Source organism: Streptomyces pathocidini (genome assembly GCF_001418495.1).
Lineage (GTDB): Bacteria > Actinomycetota > Actinomycetes > Streptomycetales > Streptomycetaceae > Streptomyces > Streptomyces pathocidini.
This window is the reverse complement of sequence record NZ_LIQY01000091.1, coordinates 1-20,088: the sequence shown is the minus strand read 5'-3', so window position 1 is coordinate 20,088 and position 20,088 is coordinate 1. Positions and strand designations below refer to the sequence as shown.

Here is a 20,088-nt window from a genome sequence, read left to right as displayed (position 1 = left end):
AGATAGGTATAAGCGACAGGCGCGAGCCCGGCCAGGGCGGGGCGGCCGGGCTCGCGCCGCCCGCGCCCGGCCAGACGGTGACGCCGCCCGGGGTGGTGTACGCACCCTGCGGGGGCTGCGGGTACGAACCGCCATGTCCGCTGCGGGAGTCGGCTGGCTGGGTGCGGAACGCGTCGTTGTCGGTCATGGCACCGACTCTCGGCGCCGAAGATGAGAACCCGCTGAGTCCCCTCTGAGAACCCCAACAGAACCCGGTATGCCCGACATAAGCGCAGCCGGCTTCGCTCAACCGCAACCGCAGGACCGGCGGACCACCAGCGCCGAGGGGAACTGCTTCAGGCGTTCACGGCGGGAGCCGACGACCCGTATGCCGTCGTCCAGGACGAGATCGACCGCCGCGCGCGCCATCGCCGGCCGGTCCGAGGCGACCGTCGTCAGCGGCGGATCCGTCAAGGCGGCCTCCTTGACGTCGTCGAACCCCGCCACCGCCAACTCCCCCGGCACATCGATCCGCAGCTCCCGCGCCGCCCGCAGCACCCCGATCGCCTGGTCGTCCGTGGCGCAGAAGATCGCGGGGGGCCGATTCGGGCCCGCCAGCAGCTCCAGGGCGACCTGGTACGCGTCGTAGCGGTTGTAGGGGGCCTTGAACAGCCGCCCTTCGGTCAGCCGCCCGGACTCCAGCATCGCCCGCCGCCACCCCTCGACGTGGTCGGTGACCGGGTCGCCGACGACCGGCGTCGACTCGACACCGCCCAGGCACGCCACGTACTCGTGCCCGTGTTCCAGCAGGTGCCGCACGGCGAGCTGCGCGCCGCCGATGTCGTCCAGCACGACCGCGACATCGTCGATCGCCTCGGGCCGCTCGTGCAGCAGCACCACGCGCGCGTCCCAGGCCTCGATCTCCGCGGCGGCGAGCTCGCCGAGGCCGAGGCTGACCAGGATCAGGCCCGAGACCCGCATCCCCAGGAACGCCCGCAGATAGTGGACCTCGCGCTCGTCGAGGTAGTCGGAGTTGCCGACCAGGACCATCTTTCCGCGCTCGGCCGCGGCCTGTTCGACCGCGTGCGTCAGCTCGGCGAAGAACGGCTGCCGGGTGTCGGGGACGATCATCCCTATGAGGTCGGTGCGGCGGGAGGCCATGGCCTGCGCGACGCGGTCGGGCCGGTAGCCCAGCTCCTTGATCGCGGCGAGTACGCGCTCGCGGGTGGCCGGGGCGACCGGCCGGGGTCCGTTGTTGATGACATAGCTGACGACCGCGGTCGAGGTTCCCGCCAGTCTTGCCACATCGTCACGCGTCACCTTGGCCACGGCGGGCAGTCTACGCGGGACGACTCAGCCCTTCGCCGGGCGTGCGGCAACCGCTTTCACGCCGTCCCGCGCGACCTCGCGCCCACCGGTCGGGGGCCCGTCGGCCGCCCCGGCCCGCCGGGACTCGGCACGCTCCTCGCCCTTGGCCGCGGCCCGCTCGGCCGCCCGCTCCCCCTTCTCCGGCGTGACGAAGCGGTAGCCGACGTTCCGTACGGTTCCGATGAGCGACTCGTGCTCGGGCCCGAGCTTCGCCCGCAGCCGCCGTACGTGCACGTCGACCGTCCGCGTACCACCGAAGTAGTCGTAGCCCCACACCTCCTGGAGGAGCTGCGCGCGCGTGAACACCCGGCCGGGGTGCTGCGCGAGGTACTTCAGCAGCTCGAACTCCTTGAAGGTCAGGTCCAGCACCCGTCCCTTGAGCTTGGCGCTGTAGGTGGCCTCGTCGACCGACAGATCGCCGTTGCGGATCTCCATCGGGCTGTCGTCGGCGGTGATCTGCTGCCGCCCCATGGCCAGCCGCAGCCGGGCCTCGACCTCGGCCGGACCCGCGGTGTCGAGCAGCACGTCGTCGATGCCCCAGTCCGCGGTGACGGCGGCGAGGCCGCCCTCGGTCACGATCAGGACGAGCGGGCAGCCGGGGCCCGTGGAGCGCAGCAGCTGGCACAGCGAGCGCACCTGCGGGAGGTCGCTCCGCCCGTCGACGAGGATCACGTCCGCGCCCGGGGCGTCCACCAGGGCCGGGCCCTCGGCGGGGGCCACGCGCACGGTGTGCAGCAGCAGGCCCAGTGCGGGGAGCACCTCGGTGGAGGGCTGGAGAGCGTTGGTGAGCAGCAGGAGTGAGCTCATGCACGGCCTCCTTCGGTCGTACGGTCCCGCAGACTTCGCTTGCCCTTGAGTTCGCCCATTACGTCGGTCCCTCCTCGGTCCCCGCGAGGACGTAGCGGCATGTGCCTGGCACCTGCTCCGCACCTGCGGTGCGGTGGCGGGCTCCGCGCCCTGGAGCACGCCCGTGCTCATCCGCGCACGGGGCGCGTAAAAGCACGAAAGGACCCGGGGGCTGCGCTGCCCGAGTCCTCTGCCGAGCAAGAATAGCCCACATGAGTTCAGGATCAGAGGCCCATTCGGAACGTCTTTGTGTTCCCCCGATCACCAGGGGTGGCCGCGCGGACGGGGGCCGGGTGCGTCGGCGGGTGTCGCTGCTGACGGACGACGGGGTGCGGATCGAGGCCGCCTACGAGCCCAGGGCGGCGCGAACGGGCCTGTCCGACGGCCGTGTCGGGGCCGGGGGCGAAGGGACCGCGGAGGAGGCGGCGATCGTGCTCGCGCACGGGTTCACCGGCTCGCTGCACCGACGCGCCGTCCAGCGGGCTGCGCGGGCGTTCGCGCAGCACGCGGCGGTGATCACGTTCTCCTTCCGGGGGCACGGGCGCTCCGGCGGCCGGTCCACGGTCGGGGACCGCGAGGTCCTCGACCTGGCGGCAGCGGTGCGATGGGCGCGGTCGCTGGGGCACGCGCGCGTGGCGACGGTCGGCTTCTCCATGGGCGGCTCGGTGGTGATCCGGCACGCGGCGCTGTACCGGCCGGGCGGCGCGGACGGAGGGCCGTGGGAGCACGAGGGGTGCGGGGAGGGCGAGGAGCACAAGCGCGGGGAGTACGAGGGGCGCGGGGAGCGCGCGGAGGCGCACGCGGACGCGGTGGTCGCGGTGAGCGCCCCCGCGCGCTGGTACTACCGCGGGACCGCGCCGATGCGGCGGGTGCACTGGGTGATCTCCGGGCGGATGGGCCGTCTCGTCGGCCGCTACGGACTGCGCACCCGCATCCACCACAAGGACTGGGACCCCGTGCCGCTGTCCCCGGTCGAGGCAGTGCCGCTGATCGCCCCGACCCCGTTCCTCGTCGTCCACGGCGACCGCGACCCGTACTTCCCGCTCGACCACCCGCGCTCCCTGGCGGACGCGGCCCCGGACGACGTCATCCTGTGGATCGAACCGGGCCTGGGCCACGCGGAGAACGCGGCCGAGCCGGGGCTGCTCCACCGGATCGGCGACTGGCTGGCCACGGCCGGGCGGCAGCCGACGTCGTGACGGAGAGTTATCCACAGGTCCCACGGGTTGTCGGTGGGGCGGGTCATCATGGGGGCGTCGGGTCCGCGGTGAGGCGCGGGCGGAGAGAAGAGGAGCAGTCCATGGGCGGAACGCAGGCCGGGCCCGGCGGGGACGCCGCGGCCGTGCCGGCCCGGGCACCGCGCGGCACGGTCCGCTACTGGGCCGCGGCGAAGGCCGCCGCGGGCACGGCGGAGGAGCCGTACGAGGCGGCGACGCTCGCCGAGGCGCTGGAGGCGGCGCGCGGGCTCCACGCCGAGCGGCCGGAGTTCGCCCGAGTGCTCCTGCGCTGCTCCTTCCTCGTCGACGGGGACCCGGTCGGCACACGGGTCCATGACACGGTCACACTGGCCGAGGGCGGCACGGTCGAGGTGCTCCCGCCGTTCGCAGGAGGGTGAGCAGGACACCATGACCGACCAGCCCGAGAACCCCTACCGGCCCCGCCACGCGCGGCCGCAGCCCCAGCAGCCGGCGTACGGCCCCCCTCAGCACGGTCAGCCCCCGCACACGCAATCCCCGCACGGCCAGTCCCCGCACACGCAGTCCCCACAAGGCCAGACCCCACAGGGTCAGCACCCGCACGGCCAAGTCCCTTACGACCAAGTCCCTTACGGCCAGCACCCGCAGGGCCGGCCTCCGCACGGCCGGCCCGCCCACGGTCACGTGCCGCACGGCCAGCCCGCGCACGGCCAGCCCGCGTACGGTCCGCCTGCCGACGACCCGTACGGTGCGGTGGCGCAGCCCCCGCATGCCTCCGCGCCCGAGGCCCCGGGCCCGGCATGGCAGCAGCCGCACTCCGCCACGACCGGGCGGCCGTACGAGTCCCCGCAGACGCAGATCTGGCAGGGCCCCACCCACCAGGACACCTACGCCGCCATGCAGCCCACCGCCGCGCAGCCCACCGCGGCGCACCCCGCCGACTCCGCCCGCTCCACGGCGGACAGCGCCCCGGCCGCCCCCGCCGCGCCGTCCGCCCCGCTCACGCCCGCGCAGCAGGCGCGGGCGGAGGGCCGTTCGCCGATCATCCCGCCGGGGATGCGGCCCGCGCTGCTCACCGCCGGGCTCGCCGCGCTGATCGCGGGCACCGCGACGCTCGCGCGCCCCGCGCTCGCCGTCGCCGTCGTCCTGCTCCAGGCCCTGACGGCGGCGGGCTGGTACCGGCTCAACGGCATGTGGCCGGCCCGCCAGGGCATCGCGCTCGCCTTCGCCGGCGGCCTCGTCACCGACGTGGCGCTGCTCGCGACGGGCCGCGAGGACGCCACGACCGTGGCGCTGGGCACGCTCGGCGTGTGGTGCCTGCTGGTGCTGATCCTCCAGCTGCGCAGCCACAGTTCACCGGACGAGCGGCTGTACGCGCTGACGGCGGGCGTCGCCTCCACCGCGTTCGCCGTCCTCGCCTCGGGCCACCTCGCCGCCGCCGCCGTCTCCTCGGGTGCGGTCGTGGTCGGCGCCGTGGCCGTCGCGGTGGCGGTGGTCACGCGCGCGCTGCGGCTGCCGCCGTATGTCTCGCCGGTCGTCGCGGTGCTCGCCGCGGCGGGCGCGGGCGTCTCGGCGGGCGGGGCCACCGGCATCGGCGCGGCCGGCGCGCTGATCGGCCTGGTCGCGGGCGGCTGCGCGCTGATCGGGCTGCGCGTGGCGAGCTACGACTACCCGTCCAGATTCGTCCACATGACGGCCGGCGTCGCCCTGCCCCTCGCGATGGCGGCCCCGGCGGTGTACGTCCTGGCCCGGGTCGCGGGCTGACGCCCCGGCCTCTGTGGCATTCGTCGTCACACCCGCCGCCGCTCCCGTGCGAGCGGCCGTGCGGTTAGGCTCGCCGGGCCCAGGGGGGCAGATCCAAGAACCCAGGTGGGGGAACCTTCCATGCGTGCTGCTCGCATACTGCTGATCCTCGTCGTGGTCCTCGGCGGCCTGTTCGTGGCCGCCGACCGCCTGCTGGTGGGCCTGGTCGAGGACGAGGCCGCGGAGAAGATCCGCACCGGACAGGGGCTCGACGGCACCCCCGACGTGTCGATCAAGGGCTTCCCGTTCCTCACCCAGGTCGCGGGCGAGAACCTCGACCAGGTCGACATCAACCTCGACGGCGCCACGGCCGGCGCGGGCGGCAGCTCCATACGCTTCGACCGACTGCGCGCCCAGCTGCACGACGTCCGGCTGGAGAACAACTTCTCCACCGCGACCGCCGAGCGCGCCACCGGCTCGGCCCACTTCTCGTACGAGGACCTGTCCAAGGCCGCGACCGACGGCGTCACCATCGGCTACGGCGGGAAGGACGCCGAGGGCCGGGGCCGGGTCAAGGCCACCGCGCGGCTGGAGCTGCCGATCCTCGACCAGGCCTACGAGCGCAGCCTGGTCGCCACGCTCAGCGTGGCGAACGGCAACACCATCCGGCTGCGCGCCGACGACATCCCGGGGTTGGGGATCCCCGGTCTGGAGAAGCTGATTCGCGCGCGGGTCGACTTCGACCGGCCGCTGGGCGGGCTGCCGGAGGGGCTGAAGCTGGAGAAGGTGACCGCGACGAAGGACGGCGTCGACGTCTCGGTGAGCGGGACCCAGGTGAAGCTGGCAGGCTGAAGAGATCCGCGGGAGCAGGCTGAAGACCTCCGCGGAAGCGGTCCGAAGCAGCCTGCGGCGGTCCGCAGAACGAGACGGGCCCGTCCGCAGGGCAGACGCCGGAACGGAAACCCGTACCCGCACCGGGGTGCGCGAGCAGCGCACCCAGGGCCCTCGTCCCGTATCGCGGACACCCTTATCTCAAAATCTGACACACCGGTGACAGTCCGCCCACCACGTCCTTACGATCGGACGCATGAAGCGACAGGCGGATCTCACGAAGCGGCGGGCAGTCGACCTGTGCCGTGTCGCCGCCATGCTCTGTCGCACGTTCTGAGCGAGAGCTCCGACTCCCGCTGTCCGCAGGCCCCTTGACCGGGCCGCTCCGCTCCATCGCAGCGGCCGCGCCGTACCCCGCGCACGCACCTCAGAACCACCGCACGTGACCGACCGGCGGCGCACCCGCATCCGTTCGCGCATCCGCAACTGCCCCGGAGGAGAAAAGATGAGCCGCAGTGACGTCCTCGTGGACGCCGACTGGGTAGAGGCCCACATCGACGACCCGCAGGTGGTCATCGTCGAGGTCGACGAGGACACCTCGGCCTACGACAAGAACCACATCAAGAACGCCGTCCGCATCGACTGGAAGAAGGATCTCCAGGACCCGGTGCGCCGTGACTTCGTCGACCAGGCGGGCTTCGAGAAGCTGCTGTCGGCCAAGGGCATCGCCAACGACGACACGGTCATCCTGTACGGCGGCAACAACAACTGGTTCGCCTCCTATGCCTACTGGTACTTCAAGCTCTACGGCCACGAGAGCGTGAAGCTCCTCGACGGCGGCCGCAAGAAGTGGGAGCTGGACTCCCGCGACCTGGTCGAGGCCGTCCCGGCCCGCCCGGCCACCGAGTACCGGGCCCAGGCCCAGAACACCTCGATCCGCGCCTTCCGCGACGACGTCGTGGCCGCGATCGGCCACCAGAACCTGGTCGACGTGCGCTCGCCCGACGAGTTCAGCGGCAAGCTGCTCGCCCCGGCGCACCTGCCGCAGGAGCAGTCGCAACGCCCCGGCCACGTGCCGAGCGCCCGCAACATCCCGTGGTCGAAGAACGCCAACGACGACGGCACCTTCAAGTCGGACGAGGAGCTCAAGGCCCTCTACGCCGAGGAGCAGGTGGACCTGGCCCTGGACACCATCGCGTACTGCCGCATCGGCGAGCGCTCCGCGCTCACCTGGTTCGTGCTGCACGAGCTGCTGGGCGTCACGAACGTCAAGAACTACGACGGCTCCTGGACCGAGTACGGCTCGCTCGTCGGCGTGCCGATCGAGCTCGGCGCCGCCAAGTGACGGCTGTCGGCTGACCCCGACCCCACCCCGAAGGACAGGCACATATGTGTGGAGCAAGGGCCGGCGGCCCGGACCTGGCAGGAGTTGACGTGGCCAGCGAGACGATCATCCAGGGTTCGGTGACCCGCGACGGCGAGCCCGTGTCGGGTTATGTCCGCCTCCTCGACGGCGGCGGCGAGTTCACCGCCGAGGTCCCGACCTCGGCGACCGGGCAGTTCCGCTTCTTCGCGGCCCCGGGCACCTGGACGCTGCGCGCCCTCGTGCCGGGCGCCAGCGTGGACCGCACCGTCGTCGCCCAGCAGGGCGCGGCGGCCGAGGTCGCCATCGCGGTCTGATCGGACGACCGACCGGTCCGATCAGGACCGTACGGGCGGGAGGGCCGCACCCCGGGGTTGGACGCTCGAGGGGTGCGGCCCTCCGTGCTGCGCGGGGACTGCCGTGTGGGGGCTGCCGTGTGGGGCTGTCGCGCCGGGCGCGCACTCCGTACGGCAGGGCATCGCGTCGTACGCTGAAGGCATGTACGCGAGGCGGCGTCACTGGTACTTCGGCCTCATGGGGCTGTGCGTGGGGCTGTTCGTGCTGGCCTGGGGAGTCGTGCGGCTGTGGTCGGTGCCGGCGGCGGTGGGGATGTGCCTGGTCGCCATGGTCATCCCGCCGGTGGCCGCCATCGTCGCCAATCGGCGCGGCCCGGACGACCGTTGGTGGGACGACCCGTCAGGGGACCAGCAGTCGGACGAGTGGTGGGACGAACTCGACGGCAAGCGCCGCCACTGACCGGATGCGGCCCGCACATCGGCCGCCGCCCGCACCAGCCGGCCCCGCCATGGACCGCCGGTCGCGTAGCCGCCGGTCGCGCCCAGTCCCCGTCCGCCTCACCGTCCCGTAGCCCTCGCCGTCCCGCTGTCCCGTCCGTCCCACTGTCCCGTCAGTAGACCAGCGCCTGCGCGCCCTCTCCCACGGCCTCGCTGACGAAGACCTGGGCGCCCGCGATCCGCACCCCGTCGATCACGTCCTTCTCCGTGATCTCCCGCCGCGCCGCGCACTGCGTGCACAGCGTGACCTGGCCGCCCGCCAGCACCGACTCCAGCAGATCCGGCAGCGGCGCCGCGTGCGGCAGCTCGAACTCGGCCGCCCGCCCCGGCAGCGCGAACCACGCCGACTCGCCGGTCAGCCACAGCGAGACCTCGACCCCGCTGGCCACCGCGACCGCGGCCACGGTGAACGCCTGCGAGCACCGCTCGGGCGCGTCCTCCCCGGCCGTCACCTTGATCACAAGCTTCTTCGCCATGCGCCAACTCTAGGCCCGGGGCGTCCCTGCCATGCCCGCGGCGCCGCTCCCGCGAGGGGCCGACTAGACTCGGGCGAGGTCCGTATGCAACACCCTCACTCCGTCCGAGGAGCGCGCTCGTGCTTGAGGCATTCTTCACCGCCCTGCTGGTCCTGGTCTGCGTCGGCGTCGTCGCGTTCGCCGGGCTGACCGTGAAGAAGCTGTTCCAGGGACAGCGCTGACCCGTACCGCCGCCGCCCGTACCGCCGCCCGCCGACTACAGATCGCCTGAGCTCATGATCGAGATCCCGTCCGACCTCAATCCGGACCTCGTGCCCCTCGCCTTCCTCCTCGGCAACTGGGAGGGCGCGGGAGTCTTCGCCCCTCTCTACGAAGGGGACGGGGGCCCCGGCGCCGAGAAGTGCAACTTCGGCCAGGAGGTGACCTTCACCCACGACGGCCGGGACTTCCTGGAGTACGTCTCGCGCACCTGGGTGCTGGACGGGGAGGGCCGGAAGGTCCGGCCGCTGGAGTCCGAGGCCGGCTACTGGCGGATCGACAAGGACCGCAAGGTCGAGGTCGTCATGGTCCGCGACCAGGGCGTCGTCGAGGTCTGGTACGGCGAGCTGGCCGACAAGAAGCCGCAGATCGAGCTGGCCACCGACGCCGTGGCCCGCACCGCGGCCTCCGGCCCGTACTCGGGCGGCAAGCGGCTCTACGGGTACGTCAACAGCGACCTGATGTGGGTCGGCGAGAAGGCCACCCCGGACGTCGAGCTGCGGCCGTACATGTCGGCGCACCTGAAGAAGGTCGTGGACCCGAGCGAGTGGGCCAAGGACCTCAAGGACCTGCCGGACGACGGCATCGCGTTCTTCAAGTAGGCCCCCACCTCAAATGGGTCGCCGCCTCACGAAGGCCCCCGCCTTCCCAGGCCCCGCCGGGCGTTCCCCGTCCCGCGGGGCCTCGGCACACTCCCGGCTCCTCCTACACTGAGCGTGTGGTGACCACCGACTGGCAGAGCGACCTCAGGAAGCGCGGGTACCGGCTGACCCCGCAGCGCCAGCTCGTCCTGGAGGCGGTGGACGAACTGGAGCACGCCACCCCCGACGAGATCCTCACCGAGGTCCGGCGCACCGCGGGCGGCGTGAACATCTCCACCGTCTACCGGACCCTGGAACTCCTGGAGGAGCTCGGCCTCGTCAGCCACGCGCACCTCGGGCACGGTGCACCCACGTACCACCTCGCCGACCGCCACCACCACCTCCATCTGGTGTGCCGGGACTGCTCGGAGGTGATCGAGGCAGATGTGTCGGTGGCCGCGGAGTTCACCGAGCGGCTGCGCGAGACCTTCGGCTTCGACACCGACATGAAGCACTTCGCGATCTTCGGGCGGTGCCGCGACTGCACCGCCCGGGTGAAGGAAGGCGAGGCCAAGGGCGCCGCGGCCGGCGGATCGTAGGCTTGTCTCCATGCTGCATCCCAACGCGAGCCCCCTGCTTTCGCTGCCCGGCGCCGTGCCCGCCGAGGCCCCCGACGAAGGCGTCGCCGCGCACTACGGTGACCTGTTCCGCGAGCAGCGCGCGCTCGCCGACGGCACCGGCTTCGTGGACCTCTCGCACCGCGGCGTGGTCACCGTCACCGGGCCCGACCGGCTGAGCTGGCTGCACCTGCTGATCACCCAGCACGTCAGCGAGCTGCCGCCGGGGCAGGCCACCGAGGCGCTGGTGCTCTCCGCGCACGGCCACATCGAGCACGCGCTCTACCTGGTCGACGACGGCGAGACCACCTGGGCCCATGTGGAGCCGGGCACACAGGGCGAGCTCATCGCGTATCTGGAGAGCATGAAGTTCTTCTACCGGGTCGAGGTGCGGGACGCGACCGAGGACTACGCGGTGGCGCACCTGCCAGCGGGCTCCATCGCCGAGACGCCGGAGAGCGTCGTCGTACGCGAGACCCCGCACGGCCGGGACCTCTTCCTGCCGCGCAAGGACCTGGAGTCCTTCGCCGAGGCCAGTGGCCCGGCGATCGGGGTCATGGCGCTGGAGGCGCTGCGCGTCGAGGCGCACCGGCCGCGGCTCGGCCTGGAGACCGACCACCGGACCATCCCGCACGAACTGGGCTGGCTGGACACGGCCGTCCATCTCCAGAAGGGCTGCTACCGCGGCCAGGAGACCGTGGCCCGCGTCCACAACCTGGGGAAGCCGCCGCGCCGCCTGGTCTTCCTGCACCTGGACGGCAGCGAGGTCAAGCTGCCGGGGCACGGGGCGCCGGTGCGGCTGGCCGAGGACGGCGAGGAGGGCCGCCAGCTCGGCTTCGTGACGACCTCCGCCCGCCACCACGAACTCGGCCCGATCGCACTGGCGCTGGTGAAGCGGAACGTCTCCGTGGACGCCCGCCTGATCGCGGACGCCACGGCGGCGGCCCAGGAAGTCGTCGTAGAGCCCTAGCCCGAGGGCTGGACCGCGGGCGTCAGACCTCGACGATCACCGTGAACGGGCCGTCGTTCGTCAGCGAGACCTTCATGTCCGCGGCGAACCGGCCCGTCTCCACACGGGCGCCGAGTTCACGCAGCCGCTTGACGACCTCGTCGACGAGCGGTTCGGCGATCTCACCGGGCGCGGCGGCGTGCCAGGTGGGCCTGCGGCCCTTGCGGGCGTCACCGTAGAGAGTGAACTGCGAAATCACCAGCAGGGGTGCATCGAGGTCGGAACAGGACTTCTCCCCCTCCAGGATCCGCACCGACCAGAGCTTGCGGGCCAGTTGGGCCGCTTTGTCCGCGGTGTCCTCGTGCGTGACCCCGACCAGCACACACAGCCCTTGGCCGACGATCTCACCGACGGTTTCGCCGTCCACGACGACGCTCGCCCCGTTCACTCTCTGCACCACTGCACGCATACGGACCATGATGCCCTGCGTCCGTACGGGTCCTGTCGCGTGCGGTGCCGCTGCACGTGCACCACCGACAGTGGCACGATGCGGGAAGCGGTGCGCACGTCGGCGAGACCTGGCTCCGCACCGACCGAGGGGACGGATGACGCATGAGTACACCCGGCACCAGCACACCCGGCGACACCACCAGCACCACGGGCACCACCAACACCGAGGGTGCGGGTGCCGCCTTGAGCGCCGCGGACGCCGAAAGCCCCGCGGGCTCCGGCTGCCGCCCGCCCTCGCAGCGCAGATCCTCCATGGCACTGCCGGACACCCCGCAGCACGACCTGCGCGCGCTGCGGCTACCCGAACTCCGTTCGCTGCGCCGCGAGTCGCAGCAGGAGGAGGCCGATCTCAGCTACGTACGGCGGCTGTTGCAGGGCCGGATCGACATCCTCAGCGCGGAGCGGGCCCGGCGCGCGGCCCCCGAGACCCCGGTCGTGGACCGGCTGCACGAGATCCTCGCGGACGGCCCGTCCCTGGGCCGCTCGGCCCGGCACGTCACGCTCGGCACCCCGCACAGCGAGGTCTACCGGAAGCTGGCCGACGAGATGCTGGCCGAAGTCGAGCTGTCGGACCTGGAGTCGCGCACGGACGAGGAGTTGCTGGGCGCGCTGGGGCGACTGGCACGCGGCGAGCAGCAGGTCTCGCGGCGGCGCCAGCAGCTGCAGAAGACGGCCGACGAGTGCAGCGCGGAGATCGCCCGCCGCTACCGCGCGGGCGAGGCCCAGGTCGACGACCTGCTGGCCTGAAGGGAAGCCTGCATGCTGGACGTGCCCCGGGCGCCGGCGGCAAGGGCGCAGGCGGTGGAGGTCCTGTTCAGGACGGCCCGCCGCCCGTGGTGCTCCGACATGTCCTAACGGCTTATCGGCCTCGTGCCCGTTACATAACCAACAGGGCGAGCACGAGCGCCCCGATGCAGGCGCAGGTGACGTTCCTGGCCTTGACGCCGGTGGCCAACAGGGAGATTCCGACGATGCCCATGGCGCCGAAGCGCCACTGCACGATCTGCTCGAAGCCGACGACGGCGACGGCAAAGAGGAAGGCGACAACTGGCGCGAGCTGTGTTTCGTGCATGGCGGTCCCTCCCTGGGGATGACGGGGCGAGCGGATGCGGGAGCCCACTGGCCGACCTCTCCGGCCAATCCCACGAGCCGGCCGACTCCACGAGCCAGCCAACTCCCGCAAGAAAGTCACCATCTTTGACTAAGTTGGCAACCAACTCCATTCCGGTTCTGCCCAGTTGGCGCCAACCAGAAACTGTTGACCGACAACTGCCCCAAGATGGCAGGCTGGTTGTACCGTTTGACCGTGAACCACGAGAGCACCGCCCTCAACGGTCAGGCGAGACCGCATCAACTGGTCGCCGACGCCCTGCGCGCGCGCATCCTCTCGGGCGAGCTGCGACCGGGCGCCAAGATGCCGACCCAGGCGAAGTTGGCCGACGAGTTCGGGGTCGAGCGCAGTGTGATCCGGCAGGCGCTGGAGACGCTCAAGGACGAGCGGCTGATCACCAACGCCTCCCGCGGCGCCCCCGCGACCGTCGCCGAGACCCGTAGCGGACCATCGGAGCCCTCGCCGCCCGAGCCCGCCACCGTGGGGCTCGCGGCCCATGTGGCCAAGGCGTTCACGGCCCCGCACGTGCAGATCGACGCCCTGTGCCTGACGGCCGAGACGCTGTCGATAGCGCTGACCGAGCCGATCCGGCGGGTGCACGCGGGCCAGCTCACCCCACGGAGCGTGGAGGTGCGCGTGCTGCTGCCCAGCCGGGACATCAACCTCGCGTTCCCCATCCCGGTGGGCGACCACAGCGACGACCGGCCGCACCGGCGCTGGCTCGGCCAGCGCGACTTCCAGGGCAAGGCGCTGCGCACCTTCCTGTACTCGCTGCGCAGCGCGCCGTCCGGAGCCGACGTCTCGGTGTCGTTCCGGGCACTGCCGTTCACCCCGCCCGTGAAGATGTACATCCTCAACAACCAGGAGGCGCTGTTCGGTTACTACATGATCACCCAGCGCGAGGAGGAGATCGAGGACGAACCGGTCGAGATGTTCGACGCGCTCGGCATGCAGTCGATCCTGTTTCCGTTCCGGAAAGCCGAGGCCGCGAAGGACGGCGCTCCACGTGACACCACATTTGTGGAGCAATCACAGCTGTGGTTCAACGCCCTCTGGGAAACCATCACTTCAGACCTGACACTCACGGAATGACTCGCGACGCGACACGATCGGAACTGCCCTCGGGGGACACCGGCGCCACCATGACGCTCAGAAGACTGATCGCGGGCACCCGGTGCGTGCTCTTCGACTTCGACGGGCCGATCTGCCGACTCTTCGCCGCCCACCCCTCGGCGGGCATCGCCCAGCGCCTCAAGGGCTGGCTCACCGACCAGGGCCACCGCACGCTGGTGGCCGCGCTGACCGGCACCGCCGATCCCCAGGACGTGCTGCGAGCCGTCGGCGCCGCCCACCCCGGCAGCGAGCTGGTGCGGGCGCTGGAGCACCGGCTCACCGAGGAGGAGGAGCTGGCCACGGCCGGCGCGCGACCGACCCCGTACGCCGACCCGCTGATCCGCACCCTCGTCGCGGTCGAGCGGCGGGTGGCCGTCACGACCAACAACTCGCCCCGCGCCGCCGCCCGTTACCTCGCCTCGCGCGGCCTGAGCGACTGCTTCGGCCCGCACATACACGGCCGTACGGACGACCCCGCGCTCCTCAAGCCGCACCCCGACTGCCTCACCCGGGCCCTGCGCTCCCTGGGCCACCCGCCCCAGGAGTCCCTGATGATCGGCGACACGCGGGCCGACGCCGTCGCGGCCCGCAGCGCCGGCGCCCAGTTCCTCGGCTACGCCCACGACGAGCGGCGCGAGGACGCGCTGTACGCGGCGGGAGCGTCGCTCGTGGTCGACTCGCTGGAACCCGTACTGGAGGCCGCCCGCGCGGAAGCCGCGCGCTGACCGGCGGGGAGGACTACGCTTCAGCAACCGCGCCCGACCCGCGCCCGACCCGGCGCCCACCGAACACCGTCCCCGAGAGCACCACTGACCATGACAGCCCCGGCCGCACCCCCACCGCTCCTGCGGAAGGCCACGTGGCTGACCGCGGACCAGGAAGTGGCAGGCCCCCTCCAGGGCTACCACCACGAGGCGTACGCGGTCCCACTGCCCCCGGACTCCCCGCTGAACAGCGCCTTCCGCCGGGCCAAGCTGCGCGAGCCGCGCCCCGGGCTGCTCTGGTTCGACCGGCGCTGCTTCGCCGACGAGGACCTGCTGCTGGCCGCCCTGGCCGGGCGGGTGCGGCGCGTCCCCGTGGTGGACATGAGCCAGGGCTTCCCCGTCCACGGCTTCATCGAGGGCGAGACCCTCGCCGCCCGGCACCCGGCGAAAACCTCGGTCCCGGAGACGTACCTCACCCAATTGGCCGAACTCTTCGAGCAGTTGATCGCGATCAAGCCGGGCGAGCTGTCCCTCGAGCGCACCTGCGAGGCCCGCGACCGGCCCGCCGACGGCGACACCACCGGCTTCCTCCACCGCCTGATCCACTTCACCGAGCACCAGGTGCTGCTGCGCCACAGCGACCGGTACGGCGGCCTCTTCGCCGCGCTCGGCGTCCCCATCGACGCCCTGCCGTGGCTGCGGGAGCGGGCGGAACGGCACGGGCTCGCCGAGCGCCCCTTCTGCCTGCTCCACGGGGACCTGCACCGGGAGAACCTCGTCGTCGCCCCTGACGGCCGGCTGTGGACCATCGACTGGGAGCTGGCCATGGCCGGTGACCCGCTCTACGACCTGGCCACCCATCTGCACCTGATGGACTACCCCACCCCCCGGGACGAGGCCGCCGCCATCGACTGCTGGCGGCGGGCGGTCGCCGCCAACCGGCCCGACTGCCTCAACGGCTGGGAGCGGGACCTCCCCCTCTACCGCGACTACAAGCGCGCCCAGTCCGTCTACACCGACGTCATCCGCGCCGCCCTCACCCTCGGCGAGGCCCCCGCGCCCGCCGACTGCCGAGCGGCCGCCGAGCGGATCCGGCCCGTACTGGCGCGCGCGGGCGAGGCGTTGAGCATGGCGCGCGTGCCGGGCGTACGGGAGGTGGCGGGGGCGTTCGTGGAGTGGTGCGGGACGGGAACGGGCCGGGCGAACGGCCCTGGCCGGGCCCGCTGAGCGGGTCCCGTCCGGCGCCCGAAGCCGGTTCCGTCAAAGCCTGAGCCGGCCCCATCAGACGCCCGAGCCGGTCCCGTCAGGCGCCCGAAGCCGGTTCCGTCGAGGCCAGGACGACGTCCAGCGCGCGGTCCGGCTCCGACGCGTAGAGGTGGCCCGACCAGGCGGCCCCGGCCGCGACCACCGCCCAGCGCCCGCGCCGCCTGCCCGGGCCGAGCAGTTCGCCCACGTCCAGAACACAGGCGCGCGGCAGAGTGTGGCCTATGGCGTCCACCAGATCGCCGGCGAACCCCAGCACGCCGGCGAGTTCGGGGCAGCCCCCGAGGGGCGCCGGGTCCAGGCGGCCGAGGGTGGCGTAGCGGCTGCCGGTGCGGACGGCGCCGTCGAGCAGGAAGAGCCGGAACTCCGCGCCGAACGCGACGACTTCGCTCACCTGCGCCGGGAGGCCCCCCGGCAGGTCCGCCGGCAGCCGGTCCCCGGACCCGTACACGTCCGCGGGGAACGTGCCCTCCGCCGGAGGCCGCGGCTTGGCGAAGAACGGCTCCCGCAGCGCGCGGGCCTCGGCGAGGACCATCCGTCGCACCGTCCGGCCGGTGAAGGTGTGCGGCAGGTGAACCGGCCAGTCGGGGGTGGGGGCCAGCAGCCGCAGCCCCAGCCGGGGGGCGACGGCGGCGGCGAACTGCGGCCCGCCGTAGAGGTGCGCGGGTCCCGCGGCGGGTGCCCACTCGGGGACCGTACGGCAGGGCGGCAGCTGCTCGGCGACCATGCCGCGCGCCTCGGCGGCCTGCGCGAGGAGGGCGCCGGAGGCCGTGTACCGCGCCGGGAGCACCAGCAGCCCGGGCCCGCTGGGGAGCGGGCGCGCGGGCTGCTCGGTGGTCATGTGCGGATCCTATGCGGCACCCGCGCCGGGGCCTATGCGGCGGCGGGCCCTACAGCCGGTCCAGGAACGCGTGCAGCGCGGGGTTGTCGTTGCTTCCGCGCCATGCCAGGTTCAACTCCACCGGCCGCGGCTCCGGCAGCTCGACCTCCTTGAACCGCAGTCCCGCGTACCGCAGTTGGGCCGCCGCCTCCGGCACCAGCGCGGCCCCCCAGCCCCCGCCCACCAGCGCGAGGATGCTGTGCACCTGGCTGAGGTACTGGGCGTAGACGGGTACGACGCCCGCCGCGCGGAAGACCGAGATCAGCAGGTCGTGGAAGTACCGCGCCTCTGTCGGCGAGTACATGATCAGCCGCTCCCCGTCGAAGTCGGCCAGGCTCAGCGGTCCCTCCCGCCTCGCGAGCGGATGCCCCTCCGGCAGCGCGGCCAGCAGCGGCTCGCGCAGCACCGTACGGGAGTCCAGCTCGGCGTCGGGCACGGGCGGCCGGACCAGGCCGAGATCAAGGCTGCCCTCGCTCAGCGCCTCCAGCTGGTCCCGGGTCACCATCTCCCGCAGCACTACCTCGACCCCGGGCAGCGCCGAGGACGCCGTCTCCAGCAACCGCCCCAACTGGGCGTACGCGCTGGCCGCGGTGAAGCCGATCGCGATCGTGCCGACCTCGCCCGCCGAGAACTGCCGTACGGACAGGGTCGCGTGCTCGGCCTGCTTGAGCAGCCGCCGCGCCTCCCCCAGGAAGGCCCGCCCGGCCGGGGTCAGCCGGACCGTACGGTTCGTCCGGTCGAACAGCCTGACCTGCAGCCCGTTCTCCAGCAGCTGGATCTGGCGGCTCAGCGGCGGCTGGGTCATCCGCAGCCGCTCGGCGGCCCGGCCGAAGTGCAACTCCTCCGCCACGGCAACGAAGTTGGTGAGCTGGGTGAGGGTGAACACGGGCACCACCTGGCTTCTATGCCGAGCAAGTATCAATGGATGCAAAATTAGTGTTGGACGTGCATCAATCGGCGATCCTAACCTCTTCGGTACGAGACGTGGTGTGCCGGTGGGCCGTTAGGCGCCGGCGGCCCGGGAGTGGACGTGGAAACGGCCCGGGAGCGTACAGAAGAGGAGCCCGATGGATCAGCACTCGCCCGCAGAACCCGCCGAAACAGCCCGGCAGTTGGGCGCCGGACTGCTGTCCTTCCCCGTGACGCACCTGACGGAGGACCTCTCCTTCGACGAGACCGCGTACCGCCGGCACATCGCCCGGCTCGGCCGGTTCCCGGTGGCCGGCCTGTTCGCGGCGGGCGGGACGGGCGAGTTCTTCTCGCTGACCGTCGACGAGATCGACCGCGTGGTGCGCGCAGCGGTGGCCGAGGCCCCCGCCGGCACCCCGGTCATCGCCCCGGCCGGCCTCGGCACGGCCACCGCCGTCGAGCTGGCCCGCCGGGCCGAGGCCGCGGGCGCCCACGGCATCCTGCTGTTCCCGCCATACCTCACCGAGACCTCGCAGGAGGGCCTGGCCGCCCACGTCCGCGCGGTCTGCGCGGCCACCCGCCTCGGCGTGATCGTCTACAGCCGGGCGAACGCGGTCTACCAGGACACGACGGTCGCCGAACTCGCCGCCACCTGCCCGAACTTCGTCGGATTCAAGGACGGCGTGGGCGACATCGAGCTGATGACGCGCATCCACGCCCGCCTGGGCGACCGCCTCACCTACGTCGGCGGCCTGCCGACAGCCGAGATGTTCGCGCTCCCCTACCTGGAGATGGGCGTCACGACCTACTCCTCGGCGATCTTCAACTTCCTCCCCGAGTTCGCCCTCGACTTCTACGACGCGGTGCGCTCCCGCGACCGCGAGCGCGTGCACCGCGGACTGAACGAGTTCGTGATCCCGTACTGCGACCTGCGCTCCCGCAAGGCGGGGTACGCGGTGAGCATCATCAAGGCCGGTCTGAAGGTCACCGGCCACCCGGCGGGGCCGGTGCGGCCGCCGCTGACAGACCTGGACGAGACCGAGCTGGCGGAACTGGCGGAGCTGGTCAAGAAGGTGGGAGGAACCCAGTGACGACGAAGACCCAAGGACTCGCGGCCGCCGCGGCGCCCGGCGAGGCGACCCTCGACCGGATCGCCTGGATCAGACTCCACGCGATCCACCTGCCGTTGGCGACCCCGATCAGCGACGCGAAGGTGCTGACCGGGCGGCAGCGGCCGATGACGGAGGTCGCGTTCCTCTTCGCCGAGATCGGCACCGAGAACGGCCACGAGGGCATCGGCTTCAGCTACTCCAAGCGGGCCGGCGGCCCGGGCCAGTTCGAGCACGCCAAGGAGATCGCGCCGGTGCTGCTCGGGGAGGACCCGAGCGACATCGCAAAGCTCTGGACCAAGCTGTGCTGGGCGGGCGCTTCCGTGGGCCGCAGCGGCCTGTCCACACAGGCCATCGCCGCGTTCGACATCGCGCTGTGGGACCTGAAGGCCAAGCGCGCGGGCCTGCCGCTGGCCAAACTGCTGGGCGCGCACCGCGACTCGGTGCAGTGCTACAACACCTCGGGCGGCTTCCTGCACACCCCGATCGAGGAGGTCCTGGAGAACTCCTCGAAGTCGCTGGCAGCGGGCATCAGCGGCATCAAGATCAAGGTGGGGCAGCCGGACACCGCGGCCGACCTGCGCCGCCTGACGGCCGTCCGCGAGCACCTCGGGGACGACGTCCCGCTCATGGTGGATGCCAACCAGCAGTGGGACCGGCCGACGGCCCAGCGCATGGGCCGCACCATGGAGCGGTTCAACCTGGTCTGGATCGAGGAACCCCTCGACGCGTATGACGTCCAGGGCCACGCCGCCCTGGCCCGTTCGCTGGACACCCCCGTCGCCACCGGCGAAATGCTGGCCAGCGTCGGGGAACACTGGGAGCTGATCAAAAACGAGGCGGCGGACTTCATCCAGCCCGACGCCCCACGCATCGGCGGCATCACCCAGTTCCTGAAGCTGGCCACCCTCGCCGACCAGGCGCACCTCCAACTCGCGCCCCACTTCGCCATGGAGATCCACCTCCACCTGGCGGCGGCCTACCCGCACGAACCGTGGGTCGAGCACTTCGACTGGCTCGACCCACTCTTCAACGAACACCTGGAAACCCGCGACGGCCGCATGCACGTCCCCTCCCGCCCCGGCCTGGGCTTCACCCTCAGCGACCAGGCAACGGCCTGGACCCGAGCAACGGCCGAATTCGGCAAGCGCGCCTGAGACAGCGGGGGTTGGGGACCACCGAGAGGGTCCCTAACCCCCACGCTGCTCGGCCCCTTCGCCCCCTCGACGGCCCTCGGCAACCTCGTCACCTCGGCGGCGCCGCCCCTCACCGGCGGCGCCGCCGAGGTATGTGGCGAGCGCCCCCACGGTCGCCCCGGAGAGCGCCGACAGCACCCCGGCGAACTGCTGCGAAACAGGCTGCTTCGACAGCGAGACGACGATCAGCGACACGCACAGCGCGACCGACACCCCCACTGCGAGCACCAACGCGATCACCCCGGGCCAAGCCCCCCGCCCGTCCACCCCACGTCCCATAGGACCGCCCAAC

At 72.3% G+C, this 20,088-nt stretch carries 25 protein-coding genes and 1 pseudogene; 17 read left to right on the top strand and 9 right to left on the bottom strand.

The genetic code is table 11. The features are described 5' to 3' along the window. The 3 genes and pseudogenes from AOK16_RS27055 to AOK16_RS06120 form a co-directional block, all read right to left on the bottom strand. Nucleotides 1-187 (bottom strand): annotated as a pseudogene (locus AOK16_RS27055) (hypothetical protein); the annotation flags it as partial. 98 nt (nucleotides 188-285) lie between these two features. Continuing rightward, nucleotides 286-1,308 carry a LacI family DNA-binding transcriptional regulator gene (locus AOK16_RS06125; protein ID WP_055471194.1) on the bottom strand — a complete coding sequence of 341 codons (1,023 nt, stop codon included), beginning with the start codon at nucleotides 1,306-1,308 and terminating at the stop codon, nucleotides 286-288. Between the two features lie 24 nt (nucleotides 1,309-1,332). Further along, on the bottom strand, nucleotides 1,333-2,154 hold the full coding sequence (locus AOK16_RS06120; protein WP_055471193.1) for a response regulator transcription factor: 822 nt from the start codon (nucleotides 2,152-2,154) through the stop codon (nucleotides 1,333-1,335). 251 nt (nucleotides 2,155-2,405) lie between these two features. Between AOK16_RS06120 and AOK16_RS06115 the strand changes: the two genes are divergently transcribed. The 8 genes from AOK16_RS06115 (at nucleotide 2,406) to AOK16_RS06085 (ending at nucleotide 8,082) form a co-directional block, all read left to right on the top strand. After that, complete coding sequence (locus AOK16_RS06115; RefSeq protein ID WP_079101112.1) at nucleotides 2,406-3,392, top strand: alpha/beta hydrolase; 987 nt, start codon at nucleotides 2,406-2,408, stop codon at nucleotides 3,390-3,392. Between the two features lie 101 nt (nucleotides 3,393-3,493). Next, nucleotides 3,494-3,808, top strand: coding sequence for a MoaD/ThiS family protein (locus AOK16_RS06110; protein ID WP_055471192.1), 315 nt, complete (start codon nucleotides 3,494-3,496; stop codon nucleotides 3,806-3,808). A 265-nt stretch (nucleotides 3,809-4,073) separates the two neighbouring features. Beyond that, nucleotides 4,074-5,153: a hypothetical protein gene (locus AOK16_RS06105; RefSeq protein WP_338058476.1), complete on the top strand. Its 1,080-nt coding sequence runs from the start codon at nucleotides 4,074-4,076 to the stop codon at nucleotides 5,151-5,153. A 120-nt stretch (nucleotides 5,154-5,273) separates the two neighbouring features. Next, complete coding sequence (locus AOK16_RS06100; protein ID WP_055471190.1) at nucleotides 5,274-5,984, top strand: LmeA family phospholipid-binding protein; 711 nt, start codon at nucleotides 5,274-5,276, stop codon at nucleotides 5,982-5,984. 235 nt (nucleotides 5,985-6,219) lie between these two features. Continuing rightward, entirely contained in the window at nucleotides 6,220-6,300 is an 81-nt protein-coding gene (locus AOK16_RS29200) for a putative leader peptide (RefSeq protein ID WP_350310325.1), read from the top strand. A 168-nt stretch (nucleotides 6,301-6,468) separates the two neighbouring features. Continuing rightward, nucleotides 6,469-7,308: a sulfurtransferase gene (locus AOK16_RS06095; protein ID WP_055471189.1), complete on the top strand. Its 840-nt coding sequence runs from the start codon at nucleotides 6,469-6,471 to the stop codon at nucleotides 7,306-7,308. A 44-nt stretch (nucleotides 7,309-7,352) separates the two neighbouring features. After that, nucleotides 7,353-7,643, top strand: a complete 291-nt coding sequence (locus AOK16_RS06090) for a DUF1416 domain-containing protein (RefSeq protein WP_055471188.1) — start codon at nucleotides 7,353-7,355, stop codon at nucleotides 7,641-7,643. 181 nt (nucleotides 7,644-7,824) lie between these two features. Next, nucleotides 7,825-8,082, top strand: coding sequence for a DUF3099 domain-containing protein (locus AOK16_RS06085; RefSeq protein WP_055471187.1), 258 nt, complete (start codon nucleotides 7,825-7,827; stop codon nucleotides 8,080-8,082). Nucleotides 8,083-8,233: 151 nt separating this feature from the next. Here AOK16_RS06085 and AOK16_RS06080 read toward each other — a convergent pair whose 3' ends face one another. Then, the gene (locus AOK16_RS06080; protein ID WP_055471186.1) at nucleotides 8,234-8,596 is read right to left on the bottom strand and encodes a DsrE family protein; all 363 of its coding nucleotides are present in this window, start codon (nucleotides 8,594-8,596) and stop codon (nucleotides 8,234-8,236) included. Between the two features lie 275 nt (nucleotides 8,597-8,871). Here AOK16_RS06080 and AOK16_RS06075 point away from each other — a divergent pair, with 275 nt between their 5' ends. The 3 genes from AOK16_RS06075 to ygfZ all read left to right on the top strand — a co-directional run bounded on the left by AOK16_RS06075 (nucleotide 8,872) and on the right by ygfZ (nucleotide 11,022). Then, nucleotides 8,872-9,456, top strand: coding sequence for a heme-binding beta-barrel domain-containing protein (locus AOK16_RS06075; protein WP_055471185.1), 585 nt, complete (start codon nucleotides 8,872-8,874; stop codon nucleotides 9,454-9,456). A 116-nt stretch (nucleotides 9,457-9,572) separates the two neighbouring features. Beyond that, nucleotides 9,573-10,034 carry a Fur family transcriptional regulator gene (locus AOK16_RS06070; RefSeq protein ID WP_055471184.1) on the top strand — a complete coding sequence of 154 codons (462 nt, stop codon included), beginning with the start codon at nucleotides 9,573-9,575 and terminating at the stop codon, nucleotides 10,032-10,034. Between the two features lie 10 nt (nucleotides 10,035-10,044). Continuing rightward, nucleotides 10,045-11,022 (top strand): CAF17-like 4Fe-4S cluster assembly/insertion protein YgfZ, encoded by a 978-nt coding sequence (ygfZ, locus tag AOK16_RS06065; protein WP_055471183.1) that lies wholly within the window; start codon nucleotides 10,045-10,047, stop codon nucleotides 11,020-11,022. 22 nt (nucleotides 11,023-11,044) lie between these two features. On the opposite strand, the gene dtd is transcribed toward ygfZ, so the two are convergent. Next, nucleotides 11,045-11,470, bottom strand: a complete 426-nt coding sequence (gene dtd / locus AOK16_RS06060; RefSeq protein WP_055471182.1) for a D-aminoacyl-tRNA deacylase — start codon at nucleotides 11,468-11,470, stop codon at nucleotides 11,045-11,047. Nucleotides 11,471-11,613: 143 nt separating this feature from the next. Between dtd and AOK16_RS06055 the strand changes: the two genes are divergently transcribed. Further along, nucleotides 11,614-12,258, top strand: a complete 645-nt coding sequence (locus AOK16_RS06055) for an RsiG family protein (protein WP_398718649.1) — start codon at nucleotides 11,614-11,616, stop codon at nucleotides 12,256-12,258. A 130-nt stretch (nucleotides 12,259-12,388) separates the two neighbouring features. Here AOK16_RS06055 and AOK16_RS06050 read toward each other — a convergent pair whose 3' ends face one another. Beyond that, nucleotides 12,389-12,583: a hypothetical protein gene (locus AOK16_RS06050; protein ID WP_055471181.1), complete on the bottom strand. Its 195-nt coding sequence runs from the start codon at nucleotides 12,581-12,583 to the stop codon at nucleotides 12,389-12,391. Between the two features lie 228 nt (nucleotides 12,584-12,811). Between AOK16_RS06050 and AOK16_RS06045 the strand changes: the two genes are divergently transcribed. The 3 genes from AOK16_RS06045 to AOK16_RS06035 all read left to right on the top strand — a co-directional run bounded on the left by AOK16_RS06045 (nucleotide 12,812) and on the right by AOK16_RS06035 (nucleotide 15,666). Beyond that, complete coding sequence (locus tag AOK16_RS06045) at nucleotides 12,812-13,714, top strand: GntR family transcriptional regulator (protein WP_055471180.1); 903 nt, start codon at nucleotides 12,812-12,814, stop codon at nucleotides 13,712-13,714. Beyond that, the gene (locus AOK16_RS06040) at nucleotides 13,711-14,460 is read left to right on the top strand and encodes an HAD family hydrolase (protein ID WP_055471179.1); all 750 of its coding nucleotides are present in this window, start codon (nucleotides 13,711-13,713) and stop codon (nucleotides 14,458-14,460) included. The genes AOK16_RS06045 and AOK16_RS06040 overlap by 4 nt, the downstream gene beginning before the upstream one ends. 90 nt (nucleotides 14,461-14,550) lie before the next feature. Then, entirely contained in the window at nucleotides 14,551-15,666 is a 1,116-nt protein-coding gene (locus AOK16_RS06035; RefSeq protein WP_055471178.1) for an aminoglycoside phosphotransferase family protein, read from the top strand. Nucleotides 15,667-15,742: 76 nt separating this feature from the next. Here AOK16_RS06035 and AOK16_RS06030 read toward each other — a convergent pair whose 3' ends face one another. Continuing rightward, entirely contained in the window at nucleotides 15,743-16,543 is an 801-nt protein-coding gene (locus tag AOK16_RS06030) for an ATP-grasp domain-containing protein (RefSeq protein ID WP_079101110.1), read from the bottom strand. A gap of 49 nt (nucleotides 16,544-16,592) precedes the next feature. Next, a complete protein-coding gene (locus AOK16_RS06025) occupies nucleotides 16,593-17,468 on the bottom strand; it encodes a LysR substrate-binding domain-containing protein (RefSeq protein WP_055471177.1) in 876 nt (291 codons plus the stop codon). Nucleotides 17,469-17,649: 181 nt separating this feature from the next. On the opposite strand from AOK16_RS06025, the gene kdgD reads away from it, so the two are divergent. Both kdgD and AOK16_RS06015 read left to right on the top strand, forming a co-directional pair. Continuing rightward, nucleotides 17,650-18,582, top strand: coding sequence for a 5-dehydro-4-deoxyglucarate dehydratase (gene kdgD, locus AOK16_RS06020; RefSeq protein ID WP_055471176.1), 933 nt, complete (start codon nucleotides 17,650-17,652; stop codon nucleotides 18,580-18,582). Further along, a complete protein-coding gene (locus AOK16_RS06015) occupies nucleotides 18,579-19,757 on the top strand; it encodes an L-talarate/galactarate dehydratase (RefSeq protein WP_055471175.1) in 1,179 nt (392 codons plus the stop codon). The genes kdgD and AOK16_RS06015 overlap by 4 nt, the downstream gene beginning before the upstream one ends. A 33-nt stretch (nucleotides 19,758-19,790) precedes the next feature. Here AOK16_RS06015 and AOK16_RS06010 read toward each other — a convergent pair whose 3' ends face one another. Further along, nucleotides 19,791-20,027 (bottom strand): hypothetical protein, encoded by a 237-nt coding sequence (locus tag AOK16_RS06010; RefSeq protein WP_157859124.1) that lies wholly within the window; start codon nucleotides 20,025-20,027, stop codon nucleotides 19,791-19,793. Nucleotides 20,028-20,088 lie beyond the last annotated feature (61 nt).

Coding starts and splice junctions, on each gene's coding strand:
- AOK16_RS06120 (WP_055471193.1), bottom strand. CDS start 2,154: ATGAGCTCACTCCTGCTGCTCACCAACGCTCTCCAGCCCTCCACCGAG.
- AOK16_RS06115 (WP_079101112.1), top strand. CDS start 2,406: ATGAGTTCAGGATCAGAGGCCCATTCGGAACGTCTTTGTGTTCCCCCG.
- AOK16_RS06110 (WP_055471192.1), top strand. CDS start 3,494: ATGGGCGGAACGCAGGCCGGGCCCGGCGGGGACGCCGCGGCCGTGCCG.
- AOK16_RS06100 (WP_055471190.1), top strand. CDS start 5,274: ATGCGTGCTGCTCGCATACTGCTGATCCTCGTCGTGGTCCTCGGCGGC.
- AOK16_RS29200 (WP_350310325.1), top strand. CDS start 6,220: ATGAAGCGACAGGCGGATCTCACGAAGCGGCGGGCAGTCGACCTGTGC.
- AOK16_RS06095 (WP_055471189.1), top strand. CDS start 6,469: ATGAGCCGCAGTGACGTCCTCGTGGACGCCGACTGGGTAGAGGCCCAC.
- AOK16_RS06090 (WP_055471188.1), top strand. CDS start 7,353: ATGTGTGGAGCAAGGGCCGGCGGCCCGGACCTGGCAGGAGTTGACGTG.
- AOK16_RS06085 (WP_055471187.1), top strand. CDS start 7,825: ATGTACGCGAGGCGGCGTCACTGGTACTTCGGCCTCATGGGGCTGTGC.
- AOK16_RS06080 (WP_055471186.1), bottom strand. CDS start 8,596: ATGGCGAAGAAGCTTGTGATCAAGGTGACGGCCGGGGAGGACGCGCCC.
- AOK16_RS06075 (WP_055471185.1), top strand. CDS start 8,872: ATGATCGAGATCCCGTCCGACCTCAATCCGGACCTCGTGCCCCTCGCC.
- ygfZ (WP_055471183.1), top strand. CDS start 10,045: ATGCTGCATCCCAACGCGAGCCCCCTGCTTTCGCTGCCCGGCGCCGTG.
- dtd (WP_055471182.1), bottom strand. CDS start 11,470: ATGCGTGCAGTGGTGCAGAGAGTGAACGGGGCGAGCGTCGTCGTGGAC.
- AOK16_RS06055 (WP_398718649.1), top strand. CDS start 11,614: ATGAGTACACCCGGCACCAGCACACCCGGCGACACCACCAGCACCACG.
- AOK16_RS06050 (WP_055471181.1), bottom strand. CDS start 12,583: ATGCACGAAACACAGCTCGCGCCAGTTGTCGCCTTCCTCTTTGCCGTC.
- AOK16_RS06040 (WP_055471179.1), top strand. CDS start 13,711: ATGACTCGCGACGCGACACGATCGGAACTGCCCTCGGGGGACACCGGC.
- AOK16_RS06035 (WP_055471178.1), top strand. CDS start 14,551: ATGACAGCCCCGGCCGCACCCCCACCGCTCCTGCGGAAGGCCACGTGG.
- AOK16_RS06030 (WP_079101110.1), bottom strand. CDS start 16,543: ATGACCACCGAGCAGCCCGCGCGCCCGCTCCCCAGCGGGCCCGGGCTG.
- kdgD (WP_055471176.1), top strand. CDS start 17,650: ATGGATCAGCACTCGCCCGCAGAACCCGCCGAAACAGCCCGGCAGTTG.